14 protein-coding genes are annotated in these 15,811 nt (G+C 51.5%); all 14 read left to right on the top strand.

Annotation, left to right across the window (positions count from 1 at the left end):
• Positions 1-3: 3 nt before the first annotated feature.
• The 14 genes from rpoB (at position 4) to rplV (ending at position 15,809) form a co-directional block, all read left to right on the top strand.
• Positions 4-3,540, top strand: a complete 3,537-nt coding sequence (gene rpoB / locus B5M42_RS24385; RefSeq protein WP_134756059.1) for a DNA-directed RNA polymerase subunit beta — start codon at positions 4-6, stop codon at positions 3,538-3,540.
• 69 nt (positions 3,541-3,609) lie between these two features.
• Positions 3,610-7,230, top strand: coding sequence for a DNA-directed RNA polymerase subunit beta' (rpoC, locus tag B5M42_RS24390; protein ID WP_134756061.1), 3,621 nt, complete (start codon positions 3,610-3,612; stop codon positions 7,228-7,230).
• A gap of 183 nt (positions 7,231-7,413) precedes the next feature.
• Entirely contained in the window at positions 7,414-7,665 is a 252-nt protein-coding gene (locus B5M42_RS24395; protein ID WP_134756063.1) for a ribosomal L7Ae/L30e/S12e/Gadd45 family protein, read from the top strand.
• A 158-nt stretch (positions 7,666-7,823) separates the two neighbouring features.
• Entirely contained in the window at positions 7,824-8,243 is a 420-nt protein-coding gene (gene rpsL, locus B5M42_RS24400) for a 30S ribosomal protein S12 (protein ID WP_134756065.1), read from the top strand.
• A gap of 47 nt (positions 8,244-8,290) precedes the next feature.
• On the top strand, positions 8,291-8,761 hold the full coding sequence (rpsG, locus tag B5M42_RS24405) for a 30S ribosomal protein S7 (RefSeq protein WP_134756067.1): 471 nt from the start codon (positions 8,291-8,293) through the stop codon (positions 8,759-8,761).
• A 36-nt stretch (positions 8,762-8,797) separates the two neighbouring features.
• Positions 8,798-10,873, top strand: coding sequence for an elongation factor G (gene fusA / locus B5M42_RS24410; protein ID WP_134756069.1), 2,076 nt, complete (start codon positions 8,798-8,800; stop codon positions 10,871-10,873).
• A gap of 40 nt (positions 10,874-10,913) precedes the next feature.
• On the top strand, positions 10,914-12,104 hold the full coding sequence (tuf, locus tag B5M42_RS24415) for an elongation factor Tu (protein WP_134756071.1): 1,191 nt from the start codon (positions 10,914-10,916) through the stop codon (positions 12,102-12,104).
• 246 nt (positions 12,105-12,350) lie between these two features.
• Positions 12,351-12,659: a 30S ribosomal protein S10 gene (gene rpsJ / locus B5M42_RS24420; protein WP_028557496.1), complete on the top strand. Its 309-nt coding sequence runs from the start codon at positions 12,351-12,353 to the stop codon at positions 12,657-12,659.
• 46 nt (positions 12,660-12,705) lie between these two features.
• Positions 12,706-13,329, top strand: a complete 624-nt coding sequence (gene rplC, locus B5M42_RS24425; protein WP_134756073.1) for a 50S ribosomal protein L3 — start codon at positions 12,706-12,708, stop codon at positions 13,327-13,329.
• Positions 13,330-13,346: 17 nt separating this feature from the next.
• A complete protein-coding gene (gene rplD / locus B5M42_RS24430) occupies positions 13,347-13,973 on the top strand; it encodes a 50S ribosomal protein L4 (protein WP_134756075.1) in 627 nt (208 codons plus the stop codon).
• Positions 13,970-14,260, top strand: coding sequence for a 50S ribosomal protein L23 (gene rplW / locus B5M42_RS24435; RefSeq protein ID WP_134756077.1), 291 nt, complete (start codon positions 13,970-13,972; stop codon positions 14,258-14,260). The genes rplD and rplW overlap by 4 nt, the downstream gene beginning before the upstream one ends.
• Positions 14,261-14,291: 31 nt before the next feature.
• Positions 14,292-15,122, top strand: a complete 831-nt coding sequence (gene rplB / locus B5M42_RS24440) for a 50S ribosomal protein L2 (RefSeq protein WP_134756079.1) — start codon at positions 14,292-14,294, stop codon at positions 15,120-15,122.
• 42 nt (positions 15,123-15,164) lie between these two features.
• The gene (gene rpsS, locus B5M42_RS24445; protein ID WP_134756081.1) at positions 15,165-15,443 is read left to right on the top strand and encodes a 30S ribosomal protein S19; all 279 of its coding nucleotides are present in this window, start codon (positions 15,165-15,167) and stop codon (positions 15,441-15,443) included.
• Between the two features lie 30 nt (positions 15,444-15,473).
• Positions 15,474-15,809: a 50S ribosomal protein L22 gene (gene rplV, locus B5M42_RS24450; protein ID WP_134756083.1), complete on the top strand. Its 336-nt coding sequence runs from the start codon at positions 15,474-15,476 to the stop codon at positions 15,807-15,809.
• Positions 15,810-15,811 lie beyond the last annotated feature (2 nt).

A 15,811-nucleotide genomic window follows, 5' to 3' on the forward strand; every position in this document is an offset into this window, starting at 1 on the left:
AAGTTGGCGGGACATCTTGTTCAATTTGGACGACGTAAACGCAGGACTTATGCACGGATTAATGAGGTGCTTGGCATTCCAAACCTGATTGAAATCCAGCAAAAATCGTATGAATGGTTTTTGGAAGAGGGATTGCGCGAGATGTTTCAGGATATCTCACCGATTCAGGATTTTACAGGGAACTTGGTGCTTGAGTTTATCGACTACAGCTTGGGCGAACCCAAGTATACGGTAGATGACTCCAAAGAGCGTGACGTGACTTATGCTGCGCCGCTCCGGGTCAAGGTTCGCTTGATCAACAAGGAGACCGGCGAGGTCAAGGAACAAGAAGTATTCATGGGCGACTTCCCGATCATGACGGAAACGGGTACCTTCATTATTAACGGCGCGGAACGCGTTATTGTCTCCCAGCTCGTTCGTTCACCTAGCGTTTATTATAGCACGAAAGTGGATAAGAACGGCAAAAAAACTTATACCGCTACCGTCATTCCGAACCGCGGCGCATGGCTTGAGCTTGAGACCGACGCGAAGGATATCATCTATGTACGTATCGACCGTACCCGCAAAATCCCTGTAACCGTGCTGCTGCGCGCGTTGGGCTTTGGGACCGATGCCGAGATTCTCGATCTGCTGGGCGACGATGAGTACATCCGCAATACGCTTGATAAAGATAACACAGACTCGACCGACAAAGCGTTGATCGAGATTTACGAGCGTCTTCGTCCGGGCGAACCGCCGACGCTGGATAACGCCCGCAGCTTGCTGGTTGCGCGTTTCTTCGATCCCAAGCGTTACGATTTGGCCAACGTAGGCCGCTACAAAATCAATAAAAAGCTGCACATCAAAAACCGTCTGTTCAACCAGCGTCTGGCTGAAACGATCGTCGATCCGGAAACGGGCGAAATCGTGGCGGAAGCCGGTCAGCTCCTGGACCGCCGGGCACTGGATGAAATTTTGCCTTTCCTGGAAAAAGGCGCGGGTTCCCGTGGTTATTCAATTCCGAACGGGGTAACCGGCGAAGACACGATTCCGGTGCAATGTATCGATGTGTATTCACCGATTGAAGACGGCAAGGTCGTCAAAGTCATCTCGAACGGCGTGATTGACAAAACCGTCAAAAACATTACTCCAGCCGACATTATTTCGTCGATCAACTACTTCATTAACCTGCTGCACGGCATTGGCAGCACGGACGATATCGACCACTTGGGCAACCGTCGCTTGCGTTCCGTAGGCGAGCTGCTGCAGAACCAGTTCCGCATCGGTTTGTCCCGGATGGAGCGCGTAGTCCGCGAGCGGATGTCCATTCAAGACGCAAACGTAATTACGCCGCAAGCGCTGATCAACATTCGGCCAGTAATTGCTTCGATTAAAGAGTTTTTCGGCAGCTCGCAGCTGTCGCAGTTTATGGACCAGACGAATCCGCTGGCCGAGCTGACGCATAAGCGTCGTTTGTCCGCACTCGGACCGGGTGGCTTGACGCGGGAGCGCGCCGGCTTCGAAGTTCGCGACGTGCATCACTCCCACTATGGACGGATGTGCCCGATCGAGACACCGGAGGGTCCGAACATCGGCTTGATCAACTCCTTGTCGACGTTTGCCCGCATTAACGAATATGGCTTTATGGAAGCCCCTTACCGCTGGGTCGATCCGAAAACGGGTATCGTGACGGAGCAGATCGCGTATCTGACAGCGGATGAAGAAGATAACTACGTCATCGCGCAAGCGAACGCCATTTTGACCGAAGAGGGCAAGTTTGCTGAGGATTCCGTCATTGTCCGTTACAAAGACGACATCCTGACGCTGCCGATCGACCGTGTCGATTACATGGACGTTTCGCCGAAGCAGGTCGTTTCCGTGGCGACAGCGCTCATTCCGTTTCTGGAGAACGATGACTCGAACCGTGCGCTCATGGGCTCGAACATGCAGCGGCAGGCCGTTCCGCTGTTGATTCCGAAAGCGCCGCTCGTCGGCACCGGCATGGAGCATAAGGCGGCCAAGGACTCGGGAGTATGTATTGTATCCAAATTCGATGGAATTATTGAAAAAGCTGCCGCGAATGAAATTTGGCTGCGCCGTCAGGAAAGTGTGGACGGCAAGCTGGTGAACGGCAACATTGTCAAATACAAGCTGCACAAATTTATGCGTTCCAACCAAGGAACGTGCATCAACCAGCGGCCGATTATCAAGAAGGGCCAGCTTGTCAAAGCCGGCGATATTCTCGCGGACGGTCCTTCGACCGAGCAAGGTGAATTGGCATTGGGCCGCAACGTCGTCGTTGCCTTCATGACTTGGGAAGGTTACAACTACGAGGATGCGATCCTGCTAAGCGAGAAGCTGGTGAAAGAAGACGTGTACACGTCGATTCACATTGAGGAATACGAGTCCGAAGCGCGCGATACGAAGCTCGGACCAGAAGAAATTACACGCGATATCCCGAATGTCGGTGAAGACGCGCTGAAAAATCTCGACGAGCGCGGCATTATCCGCGTCGGTGCGGAAATCGGCGCCGGCGACATCCTGGTCGGTAAAGTAACGCCTAAGGGCGTAACGGAGCTGACAGCGGAAGAACGCTTGCTGCATGCGATTTTCGGCGAAAAAGCCCGTGAAGTTCGCGATACCTCGCTGCGCGTGCCGCATGGTACGGACGGCATTGTCGTCGACGTGAAGGTGTTCACCCGCGAGAACGGCGATGAGCTGCCTCCGGGCGTGAATCAACTCGTTCGCGTGTACATCGCGCAAAAACGGAAAATTTCCGAAGGCGATAAAATGGCCGGGCGTCACGGTAACAAAGGGGTTATCGCCCGCATCCTGCCGGAAGAGGATATGCCGTTCCTGCCGGACGGTACGCCGGTTGAAGTCGTATTGAACCCGCTGGGCGTTCCTTCACGGATGAACATCGGTCAGGTGCTTGAGGTTCACTTGGGCATGGCCGCCAAATATCTCGGTATTCACACGGCTACGCCGGTATTCGACGGTGCGCGTGAGAACGACGTATTTAATGCAATGGAAGAAGCCGGCATGCAGCGCAACGGTAAAACGCTGCTGTTCGACGGACGTACAGGCGAACCGTTTGAACGCGAAGTAACGGTCGGCGTCATGTATATGATCAAGCTCGCGCACATGGTTGACGACAAAATCCATGCGCGCTCTACAGGTCCTTACTCGCTCGTTACGCAGCAGCCATTGGGCGGTAAAGCTCAATTCGGCGGACAGCGCTTCGGGGAGATGGAAGTTTGGGCGCTTGAAGCCTACGGCGCAGCTTATACGCTGCAGGAAATTCTTACGGTCAAATCCGATGACGTTGTTGGTCGGGTGAAGACGTACGAGTCGATCGTCAAGGGTGAGAACGTGCCGGAGCCGGGCGTACCGGAATCGTTCAAGGTTTTGATCAAAGAGCTTCAAAGCTTGGGTATGGACGTCAAGATCCTGTCCGGCAACGAAGAAGAGATCGAAATGAAGGAAATGGATGACGAGGACGAAGTGACCAGCGACAAACTGAACTTGAATTTGGAAGGCGCCGAAATGGGAGCCGAATAAACAGCAGCGCAGCGCACCAGACCTGCTTAGCTTAATGGCAAGGCTTAAATTTTTAAGGAGGGTTGCTCCTTGATGGACGTTAACAACTTCGAGTTTATGAAAATCGGTTTGGCATCGCCGGAAAAGATTCGTTCCTGGTCCCGCGGCGAAGTCAAGAAGCCCGAAACGATTAACTACAGAACCTTAAAGCCCGAGAAAGAAGGTCTCTTTTGCGAGAAAATCTTCGGGCCGACCAAAGACTGGGAATGTCATTGCGGCAAGTACAAACGCGTTCGTTACAAAGGTGTCGTTTGTGATCGTTGCGGCGTTGAAGTGACGCGCCAGAAGGTTCGCCGCGAGCGGATGGGCCATATCGAGCTGGCCGCTCCTGTGTCCCACATCTGGTATTTCAAAGGGATTCCAAGCCGTATGGGCCTTGCGCTCGATATGTCTCCGCGCTCCCTGGAAGAAATTATTTATTTTGCCTCCTACGTTGTGACCGATCCTGGCGATACGCCGTTGGAGAAGAAACAGCTGTTGTCGGAAAAAGAATACCGCAGCTACCGCGAGAAATACGGATACGCCTTCCAAGCCGGCATGGGCGCGGAAGCGGTCAAAAAGCTGCTGCAGGATATCGACATCGACCGCGAGGTCGATACGCTGAAAGAAGAACTGAAAACGGCGCAAGGTCAGCGGCGTAACCGCGCGATCAAACGTCTGGAGGTTATGGAAGCGTTCCGTAACTCCAAAAATATGCCGGAGTGGATGGTGCTCGACGTATTGCCGGTCATCCCTCCCGAGCTTCGTCCGATGGTTCAACTCGACGGCGGCCGCTTTGCGACTTCCGACTTGAACGATCTGTACCGTCGCGTGATTAACCGGAACAACCGTCTGAAAAGACTGCTGGACCTCGGCGCGCCGGACATCATCGTCCAGAACGAGAAACGGATGCTGCAGGAAGCCGTCGATGCTTTGATCGACAACGGCCGCCGCGGCAGACCGGTTACAGGACCGGGCAACCGTCCGCTGAAATCGCTCAGCCATATGCTCAAAGGTAAACAAGGCCGCTTCCGGCAAAACCTGCTCGGCAAACGCGTGGACTACTCCGGTCGTTCCGTTATCGTCGTAGGTCCGAACCTGAAGATGTACCAATGCGGTCTGCCTAAGGAAATGGCATTGGAGCTGTTCAAGCCTTTCGTGATGAAAGAGCTGGTGAACAAAGGTCTTGCTCATAACATCAAAAGCGCGAAGCGCAAAGTCGAACGCGTAAGTCCGGACGTCTGGGACGTGCTGGAAGAAGTGATCAAGGAGCATCCGGTTCTCTTGAACCGTGCCCCCACGCTGCATAGACTGGGCATTCAGGCGTTTGAGCCGATTCTGGTCGAAGGCCGCGCCATCAAGCTGCATCCGCTCGTTTGTACGGCGTACAATGCCGACTTTGACGGCGACCAAATGGCCGTGCACGTACCTCTGTCTTCGGAAGCCCAAGCGGAAGCACGCGTGCTGATGCTGGCATCCGGCAACATTTTGAACCCGAAAGACGGCAAGCCGGTCGTTACCCCGTCCCAGGACATGGTGCTCGGCAGCTTCTACCTGACAACGGACAACAAATTTGCCAGAGGCGCAGGCAGTGTGCTGCGTTCCGTTCACGAAGCCGTTTCCGCTTACCAGTCGGGCAAATCGGCGCTGCATGCGCGCGTAGCGATTCCGGCGAAGGTGCTGAACAAAACGAGCTTCACTCCTGCCCAGCAGGAAGCGATGCTGATCACGACGATCGGCAAAGTCATTTTCAACGAAATTTTCCCAAGCGATTTCCCATATATCAACGAGCCGACCAAGATCAACCTGCTGAACGGCATTCCGGATTCGCATTTTGTGTTTGAAAAAGGTGCCGATCTGCATGCGATCATGCAGGAAATGCCGGAGAATAAAGCGGTAGGCAAAGAGTACCTCGGTACGATCATTGCCGAATGCTTCCGCAAATATCACACCACGCAAACGTCGGTTATTCTTGATAAAATCAAGGAGCTTGGCTTCACGTACTCCACAAAAGCCGGTATTACCGTTGCGGTTGCCGACGTTGTGGTGCCGACCGAGAAGGAAGGCATTTTGCGCGAGTGCGAAGAGAAAGTACGCGTAGTGACGAACCAGTACCGCCGTGGTCTGATTACCGACGACGAGCGTTATGAGCGCGTTATTGCAATTTGGAGCAAAGCGAAGGACGAAATCACCGAGATTCTGATGAAGTCCCTCGACAAATACAATTCGATCAACATGATGGTCGAGTCCAAAGCGCGGGGTAACAAATCGCAGATCACCCAGCTGGGCGGCATGCGCGGTCTGATGGCTACGCCAACCGGACGGATTTACGAGCTGCCGATCAAATCGAATTTCCGTGAAGGCCTGACGGTATTGGAGTACTTTATTTCCACCCACGGCGCGCGGAAAGGTCTGGCCGATACGGCGCTGCGGACCGCGGACTCGGGTTACTTGACCCGCCGTCTGGTCGACGTTGCTCAGGACGTTATCGTTCGCGATGACGATTGCGGCACGGATAAAGGCTTTACCGTAAGCAAAATTCAGGATGGTAAAGAGGTCATCGAGGATCTCTACGACCGTATTGAAGGACGCTACGTATTTGAAACGATTCGTCATCCGAAAACCGGCGAAGTCATCGTTCATCGCAATGAGCTGATCGAAGCCAATACCGCGGATGCGATTATTCAAGCAGGCATTGAAAAGCTGCAGATTCGTTCCGTATTGAGCTGCCGTTCGCGTCATGGCGTATGTAAAAAATGCTATGGCCGTAACCTGGCAACGGGCCAACATGTAGAGATTGGCGAAGCGGTAGGCATTATCGCGGCCCAGTCGATCGGTGAGCCAGGAACGCAGCTCACGATGCGTACGTTCCATACCGGCGGCGTTGCCGGCGATGATATTACACAAGGTTTGCCGCGGATTCAAGAGCTTTTCGAAGCGCGGAATCCAAAAGGTCAAGCGATCATCTCCGAGATCGACGGCGTCGTGAAAGAAATTCGCGAAGCGAAGGATCGCCGCGAAATTGAAGTTCAAGGCGAAGCGGAATCCAAGACGTATGCCGTTCCTTACGGCTCCCGAATCCGTGTATCCGCGAATATGCAAATCGAGGCGGGCGACGAGCTGACCGAAGGTTCGATCGACCCGAAAGATATGCTGCGCATCAAGGGCATCCGCGGCGTGCAGAACTATATCCTGCAAGAAGTTCAGCGCGTTTACCGGAACCAGGGCGTAGAAATCAACGACAAGCACATCGAAGTGATGGTGCGTCAGATGCTGCGCAAAATCCGTATCGTCGACGCTGGAGACACGACGCTGCTCCCTGGCTCGTTCGTAGACATTCATGAATACGAGGAAGCCAACAAAGTAGCGCTGTTCTCGGGCAACGAGCCGGCGGTTGCGAAGCCGATCCTGCTCGGTATTACGAAAGCGTCGCTGGAAACCGACTCCTTCCTGTCCGCAGCCTCGTTCCAGGAGACGACACGCGTCCTGACCGATGCAGCGATCAAAGGTAAAGTCGACCAGCTCCTCGGCCTTAAAGAGAATGTCATCATCGGTAAGCTGATTCCGGCCGGTACCGGCATGGCGCGCTACCGCAACATTCGCATCAAGGATCCGAATGAGGAAGTTGTTGTCGATGAGAATGTAGAAAAAGAAACCGTTGCTGTCGAATAAACAGTTGGCATGTCGAACGGGAAGCAGACGGTCTGTCAAGACCGATGCTCCCGTTCGATTTATGTTCATAAAGATTTTGTTGAAGTCAAGTAAAATCTTGACACTGCTTTTTTGAAATGCTAATATATCGTAGTGTGCCTAAGATGCTACTCTTTTCTGGGCTTTGGAGAGGGATGTGGTCACATGTCTTACGATAAAGTCAAACAGGCAAAGAACATCAGTATCGGTACGAAGAAAGTGACAAAGATGGTGGAACAGGGCGTTGCTCTGGAAGTCTTTGTAGCCGACGATGCAGATCCGCGAATAACGATAAAGCTCGTAGCCCTCTGCAAGAAGACGGGCGTGCCAGTCACGGTCGTTGATTCTATGAAGTTGCTTGGAAAAGCATGCGGAATTGAAGTTGGAGCTGCCGTAGCAGCTGTTGTAAGTGAATGAAAGTCAGAGCGTTTTGGTTGACGGAGCCGGACGGATGCGCTTGGCGAATTCGGAAGGAAGCCCGCAGCGAAAACTTTTCCTTTGCTCATTTACGACTCGCCTGGATCTGTGGGCTTGAATCTGATTTGCTGTTACACATTTAGGGAGGAGGTGGCGATATGCCAACAATTAACCAATTAGTACGTAAAGGTCGCGAAGCGAAGGTGGACAAATCCAAGTCCCCGGCTTTACAGAAGGGCTTTAACGCTTTGAAAAGAGAACAAACCGATTTGAGCGCTCCTCAAAAACGCGGTGTTTGTACCCGTGTAGGTACAATGACTCCTAAGAAGCCTAACTCCGCTCTTCGTAAATACGCTCGTGTACGCTTGACGAACCGTGTAGAGGTGACTGCTTACATTCCAGGTATCGGTCATAACCTGCAGGAGCACAGCGTCGTGCTGATCCGTGGCGGCCGGGTAAAAGATCTTCCGGGTGTCCGTTATCACATCGTTCGTGGCGCGCTGGATACTTCCGGCGTCAACAACCGCAAACAAGCTCGTTCCAAATACGGTACGAAACGTCCGAAAGTCAAAAAATAAGAACTACATTTATTGAAGGATGATTCTTTCAAGAAAGGGGGATAACTATGCCTCGTAAAGGTCCCGTTACCCGCAGAGACGTATTGCCAGATCCGATTTACAATAGCAAGCTTGTTACTCGTTTGATCAACCGTATCATGATCGACGGAAAAAGAGGGGTGGCTCAGTCCATCTTGTACAACGCTTTTAATCTCGTGAAGGATCGCACTGGCAAAGAGCCGATGGAAGTGTTCGAGCAAGCAATCAAGAACATCATGCCGGTTCTGGAAGTAAAAGCACGCCGTGTAGGCGGCGCGAACTACCAAGTGCCGATCGAAGTGAAGCCTGAGCGCCGTACAACGCTTGGTCTGCGTTGGCTCGTAAACTACTCCCGCCTGCGCGGTGAGAAAACGATGGAAGAGAGACTGGCTTTCGAAATTATCGATGCCAGCAACAACACCGGTTCTTCGGTCAAAAAGCGTGAAGACACGCACAAAATGGCTGAAGCGAACAAAGCGTTTGCTCACTACCGCTGGTAGGATTAAAATTTGTTTTGAAAGGAGAGTCACACATCTATGGCTAGAGAGTTCTCCTTAAAAAATACACGCAATATCGGGATTATGGCTCATATTGATGCCGGTAAAACGACAACGACAGAGCGGATCTTGTACTATACAGGCCGGGTACACAAAATCGGCGAAGTGCACGAAGGTGCAGCGACGATGGACTGGATGGAGCAAGAGCAGGAGCGCGGAATTACGATTACTTCCGCCGCGACGACAGCGCAATGGAATGGTCACCGCATCAATATTATTGACACCCCGGGGCACGTTGACTTTACCGTTGAGGTAGAGCGCTCCCTGCGTGTATTGGACGGAGCAGTTGGCGTATTCAGCGCAAAAGAGGGCGTTGAGCCGCAATCGGAAACAGTTTGGAGACAAGCTGACCGTTACGGCGTTCCTCGGATCGCATACGTAAACAAAATGGATATCATCGGCGCCGACTTCCTCGGCGTAGTCGATTCCATGCGCGCCAAGCTTGGCGCAAACGCAGTAGCTATTCAATTGCCGATCGGCGCCGAGAACGAGTTCAAAGGCATCATCGACCTGGTTGAAGAAGTTGCTTACATGTACAAAGACGATCTGGGCAAAGACATCGAGAAAGTGGATGTACCGGCCGAGTTCAAAGACAAAGTGGCAGAACTGAGACTTGAACTGGTAGAGAAAGTGGCTGAGCTCGACGAAGAGCTGACCATGAAATATCTCGAAGGCGAAGAGCTCACAATTGCCGAGATCAAAGCAGCGCTCCGCAAAGGCGTTTGCGAAGTGAAAATCTTCCCGGTTATCGCCGGCTCCTCTTACAGAAACAAAGGCGTGCAATTGATGCTGGATGCCGTTATCGATTACCTGCCTGCGCCAATTGATGTTCCTGACATCAAAGGCGTTCTGGAAGACGGAACGGAAGTAATCCGCAAATCTGCCGATGATCAGCCGTTCTCCGCTTTGGCGTTCAAAATCATGACAGACCCATTCGTGGGCCGTCTTACGTTCTTCCGCGTGTACTCCGGCGTATTGAGCTCCGGTTCTTATGTGCTCAATGCAACGAAGGGCAAACGTGAGCGCGTAGGCCGTATCCTGCAAATGCATGCAAATAGCCGTCAAGAAATCAGCGAGGTATACTCCGGTGATATCGCGGCAGCTGTTGGTCTGAAAGATACAACGACAGGCGATACGCTTTGCGACGAGAAAAACCCAGTTATTCTGGAGTCGATGAACTTCCCTGAACCGGTTATTCAGCTTGCTGTTGAACCGAAGACGAAAGCCGACCAAGATAAAATGGGTATCGCGCTGCAAAAGCTGGCTGAAGAAGATCCAACGTTCCGCGCGCACACGGACGAAGAGACAGGTCAAACGATTATTGCCGGTATGGGTGAGCTTCACCTCGAGATTCTCGTTGACCGTATGCTTCGCGAGTTCAAAGTAGAAACCAATGTGGGTAAACCGCAGGTTGCTTACAGAGAAACATTCCGTGCAGCTGCGAAAGTGGAAGGCAAGTTCGTGCGCCAATCCGGTGGCCGTGGTCAATACGGACATTGTTGGGTGGAGTTCGAGCCGCAAGAAGCCGGCGCAGGTTTCGTATTCGAAAGCAAAATCGTGGGTGGTTCCATTCCTAGAGAATACATCGCCCCAATTCAAGCAGGTATCGAAGAGTCGATGAAAAACGGCGTTATCGCCGGCTTCCCGCTCGTTGATATCAAAGCGACCGTTGTCGACGGTTCTTACCACGATGTTGACTCCAACGAAATGGCGTTCAAAATCGCAGGTTCGATGGCCCTTAAAGCCGCCAAAGACAAATGTAAGCCGGTGCTGCTTGAGCCAATCATGAAGGTAGAAGTTACTGTACCTGAAGAGTACATGGGCGATGTTATGGGTGACCTGAACTCCCGCCGTGGACGCATCGAAGGTATGGACAGCCGTCATGGCGCGCAAATCATTCGTGCCAAGGTGCCTCTGTCGGAGATGTTTGGTTACTCCACAACACTTCGTTCCAGAACACAAGGTCGCGGTGTTTACTCGATGGAAATCTCGCATTATGAAGAAGTTCCTAAGTCCATTGCGGAAGAAATCATTTCCAAGGGCAAAGGCGCTTAATAATAAAATTATCAGCTAATTTTAAGGAGGAATCGTTTAAATGGCAAAGGCTAAATTTGAACGTAATAAACCGCATGTTAACATCGGTACAATCGGTCACGTTGACCACGGTAAAACAACTTTGACTGCAGCTATTACGACAGTTCTGTCGAAAAGATACGGCGGTGCCGCTGTAGCGTTCGACCAAATCGATAAAGCTCCAGAAGAGCGCGAGCGCGGTATCACAATCTCCACAGCTCACGTTGAATACGAAACTCCAAACCGTCACTACGCACACGTTGACTGCCCAGGCCACGCCGACTATGTTAAAAACATGATCACAGGCGCAGCGCAAATGGACGGCGCGATTCTCGTAGTATCCGCAGCTGACGGCCCTATGCCGCAAACGCGCGAGCACATCCTGCTCTCCCGCCAAGTAGGCGTACCTTACATCGTCGTATTCCTGAACAAATGCGACATGGTTGAAGACGAAGAGCTGCTGGAACTGGTTGAGATGGAAGTTCGCGACCTGCTCAACGAATATGAGTTCCCAGGCGACGACACGCCGATCATCCGCGGCGCAGCTCGTGAAGCTCTGCAAAACCCAGACGGTCCTTGGGCCGACAAAATCGTTGAACTGTTCGAGCAAGTCGACACTTACATCCCGACTCCAGAACGCGACACTGACAAGCCTTTCCTGATGCCAGTCGAGGACGTATTCTCGATCACAGGCCGTGGTACGGTTGCTACAGGCCGCGTAGAGCGTGGTACAGTTAAAGTACAAGACGAAGTTGAAATCGTTGGTCTGAACGAAGAAACTCGTAAATGTATCGTAACTGGCGTAGAGATGTTCCGTAAATTACTCGACTCCGCTCAAGCCGGCGACAACATCGGCGCCCTGCTGCGCGGTGTTGACCGTAAAGAAATCGAGCGTGGACAAGTTCTGGCGAAAGTCGGTTCCGTTAAACCACACACGAACTTTACAGCTCAAATCTACGTTCTGACTAAAGAAGAGGGTGGCCGTCATAAGCCTTTCTTCACAGGCTACCGTCCACAGTTCTACTTCCGTACAACGGACGTAACAGGCATCATCAACCTGCCAGAAGGCACTGAGATGGTTATGCCAGGCGACAACATCACCGTTACGGTTGAACTGATCTCGCCAATCGCCATCGAGGAAGGCACTCGCTTCGCGATCCGCGAAGGCGGCCGTACAGTAGGCGCAGGCGCCGTTGCAACGATCCAAAAGTAATTCGCTTCATATATATAGAAGAAACGCTCACTGCTTTTGCGGTGAGCTTTCTTTTTTGTGCAAATGCCCGACATTTTCCTTGCTTTTTGTTTTTATTTTTTATATAATAGTGAACGTTGGTCTGTGACGTTGCGATGATGCGAGAGGTTGCTGACACACCCGGCTCCTTTGCCATGAACCAGGGTGTCAGGGGATTTTCGCGGAGTATGTCCGATACTAAATTGGGCGATAGAAGGAGGGACTTATATGGCAAAGCAAAAAATTCGTATCCGTTTGAAGGCGTATGATCACAGAATTATCGATCAATCCGCTGAAAAAATTGTGGAAACCGCCAAGCGTTCCGGTGCAGGTGTATCCGGTCCGATTCCGCTTCCAACTGAGAAGCAAATCATCACGATTCTTCGTGCGGTTCACAAGTACAAGGATTCTCGCGAGCAATTCGAAATGCGGACGCACAAGCGTCTTATCGATATTGTGAATCCTACACCGCAAACGGTCGATGCTCTCATGCGACTGGATCTGCCGTCTGGTGTAGACATCGAAATCAAACTGTAATACCCACATTAGAATGCACGTTTAGGAAGGAAAAGAGGTGTCAACGATGAAAGGTATCTTAGGAAAAAAGCTTGGGATGACGCAAGTGTTCACAGCTGACGGTAACGTTGTGCCAGTGACAGTCATTCAAGCAGGACCATGCGTAGTTCTTCAAAAGAAAGATGTGGATAACGACGGTTACGAAGCGATCCAGATCGGTTTTGATGATAAGAAAGAAAGAAACGCCATTAAGCCAGAGCTGGGCCATGCGAAAAAAGCAGGAGCAGCCCCTAAGCGCTACATTAAAGAAGTTCGCGGCGTTCAGTTGGCTGATTATGAAGTTGGCCAGGAACTGAAAGCGGATCTGTTCGCAGAAGGCGAATTCGTTGATGTAACAGGTACTTCCAAGGGTAAAGGCTTCCAAGGTAACATCAAAAGACATAACCAATCCCGTGGACCTATGGCGCACGGCTCCCGTTACCACCGCGGTCCAGGTTCGATGGGTTCGATTCAAGCGAACCGCGTACCGAAAGGTAAAAACCTGCCAGGTCATATGGGTCATGAAACCGTAACTTTGCAAAACCTTGAAGTGGTTAAGGTGGATGCAGAGCGCAATGTTTTGCTCGTTAAAGGCTCCATTCCTGGACCTAAAAATAGCTATGTCAGCGTGAAATCCGCTGTTAAAAAGTAAGAAAGGAGGAATAACTGATGCCAAAAGTAGCTTTATATAACGTATCCGGCGCACAAGTAGGCGAAGTCGAGCTTTCCGACGTTGTTTTCGGAATCGAGCCGCACGTACACGCGCTTCATCAAGCTGTTGTTTTGCAACAAGCATCGCTGCGTCAAGGCACGCACAAAACAAAAGGACGCTCCGAAGTTCGCGGCGGCGGACGTAAACCTTGGAAACAAAAAGGTACAGGTCGCGCTCGTCAAGGCAGCATCCGCGCTCCACAATGGAAAGGCGGCGGTACGGTATTCGGACCGACACCTCGCAGCTACGGCTTCAAACTGCCGAAGAAAGTTCGCCGTTTGGCCATCAAATCGGCTCTGTCTTCCAAAGTGATTGCCAGCGAAATTATCGTTCTGGATCAGCTTCAGTTGAACGCTCCGAAAACGAAAGACTTCGCAGCGATCCTGAACAACCTGAAAGTAGAACGCAAAGCACTTGTTGTGGCAGCAAGCCATGATGACAACATTGCGCTCTCCAGCCGTAACATCCCGGGCGTGAAATTCGTCGCTGCAGACGGAATCAATGTTCTGGACGTTATGCTGCATGACAAGCTCATCATTACGAAAGACGCTGTACAGAAAGTAGAGGAGGTGCTTGCGCAATGAAGAACCCACGCGACATTATCAAGCGCCCGATCATCACTGAGCGTACAAGCGATCTGATGGCTAACAAAAAGTACGTATTCGAAGTGGATATCCGCGCGAACAAAACGGAAATCAAACAAGCGATCGAAGCGATCTTCAAAGTGAAAGTAACGAGTGTAAACACACTGAGAATGCCAGCTAAGCCTAAGCGTTACGGTCGTCACTTCGGCTATACTTCCGAATGGAAGAAAGCCATCGTCGCCCTGAGCCCTGAGAGCAAGGAACTGGAATTCTTTGAAACGGTATAACATTCATTTCTAAAGTAAGGAGGGACTCAGAGTGCCAGTAAAAAAATATAAACCAACCTCGCCGGCCAGACGTGCTATGTCGGTTTCTACTTTTGAAGAAATCACTGCGTCAACACCGGAGAAATCGTTGCTTGCTCCTCTTTTCAACAAAGCGGGCCGCAACAACCAAGGTAAAATTACGGTTCGTCACCAAGGTGGCGGACATAAGCGTAAATACCGCATTATCGACTTCAAGCGGACGAAAGACGGAATACCAGGACGCGTTGCTACGATCGAATACGATCCAAACCGTTCGGCGAACATCGCCTTGATCCACTACGTAGACGGGGAGAAAAGATACATTCTTGCTCCTAAAGGTCTGAAAGTGAATGATCAAATCGTTTCCGGTCCGACGGCAGACATCAAAGTGGGCAACGCGCTTCCTCTGGAGAATATTCCGGTAGGTACAGTTATCCACAACATCGAGCTGAAACCTGGCAAGGGTGGACAAATGGTTCGCGCTGCAGGCACAGAAGCTCAGCTGCTCGGTAAAGAAGAGCAATACGCAACGATCCGTCTTTCTTCCGGTGAAGTTCGTAAGGTACTGAAAGTTTGCCGCGCAACGATCGGTTCCGTAGGCAACGAAGACCACGAGCTCGTGAAAATCGGTAAAGCCGGCCGTAACCGCTGGTTGGGCAAACGTCCAGAAGTTCGCGGCGTTGTCATGAACCCTAACGATCACCCACACGGTGGTGGTGAAGGCCGTGCGCCAATCGGACGGAAGTCGCCAATGTCTCCTTGGGGCAAGCCGACGCTCGGTTACAAAACCCGTAAAAAAGGCAAAGCATCCGACAAATACATCGTACGCCGCCGTACGAAGTAATCAAATTTATAATCGCGAGGTTCATGGAAGGGAGGTTCATCAATGGGACGCAGCTTGAAAAAAGGTCCGTTTATTGATGGCTATTTGCTGAAAAAGGTAGAAGACTTGAACACTTCCAACAAGAAAGTCGTTGTGAAAACCTGGTCGCGTCGTTCTACAATTTTCCCGCAGTTCGTTGGCCACACTTTTGCGGTATATGATGGTAAAAAACACGTGCCGGTGTACGTTACGGAAGATATGGTTGGACATAAGCTCGGTGAGTTCGCACCAACTCGTACTTACAAAGGCCACGACGACGATAAGAAAACAGGAAAACGCTAATTGCACTTTTGATTGAGAGGAGGTACTACCATGCAACAAGCTAAAGCAGCTCTGAACCATGCTCGGATTGCTCCTCGTAAAGTTCAACTGGTTATCGACCTGATTCGGGGAAAAGCGGTAGGCGATGCGATTGCAATTCTGCGTCACACGCCGAAAGCTGCTTCTCCAATTCTGGAGAAACTGCTGAACTCTGCGATCGCCAATGCAGAGCACAACTACTCCTTGGATACAAGCAAGCTGGTGATCAGCCAAGCATATGTAAACCAAGGGCCGACCATGAAACGGTTCCAACAACGCGCAATGGGTCGTGCAAGCCGCATCAACAAACGTACCAGCCACATTACATTAGTGGTATCTGAGAAATAAGG

Source organism: Paenibacillus athensensis (assembly GCF_004514475.2).
GTDB classification, from domain to species: Bacteria; Bacillota; Bacilli; order Paenibacillales; family NBRC-103111; genus Paenibacillus_AL; species Paenibacillus_AL athensensis.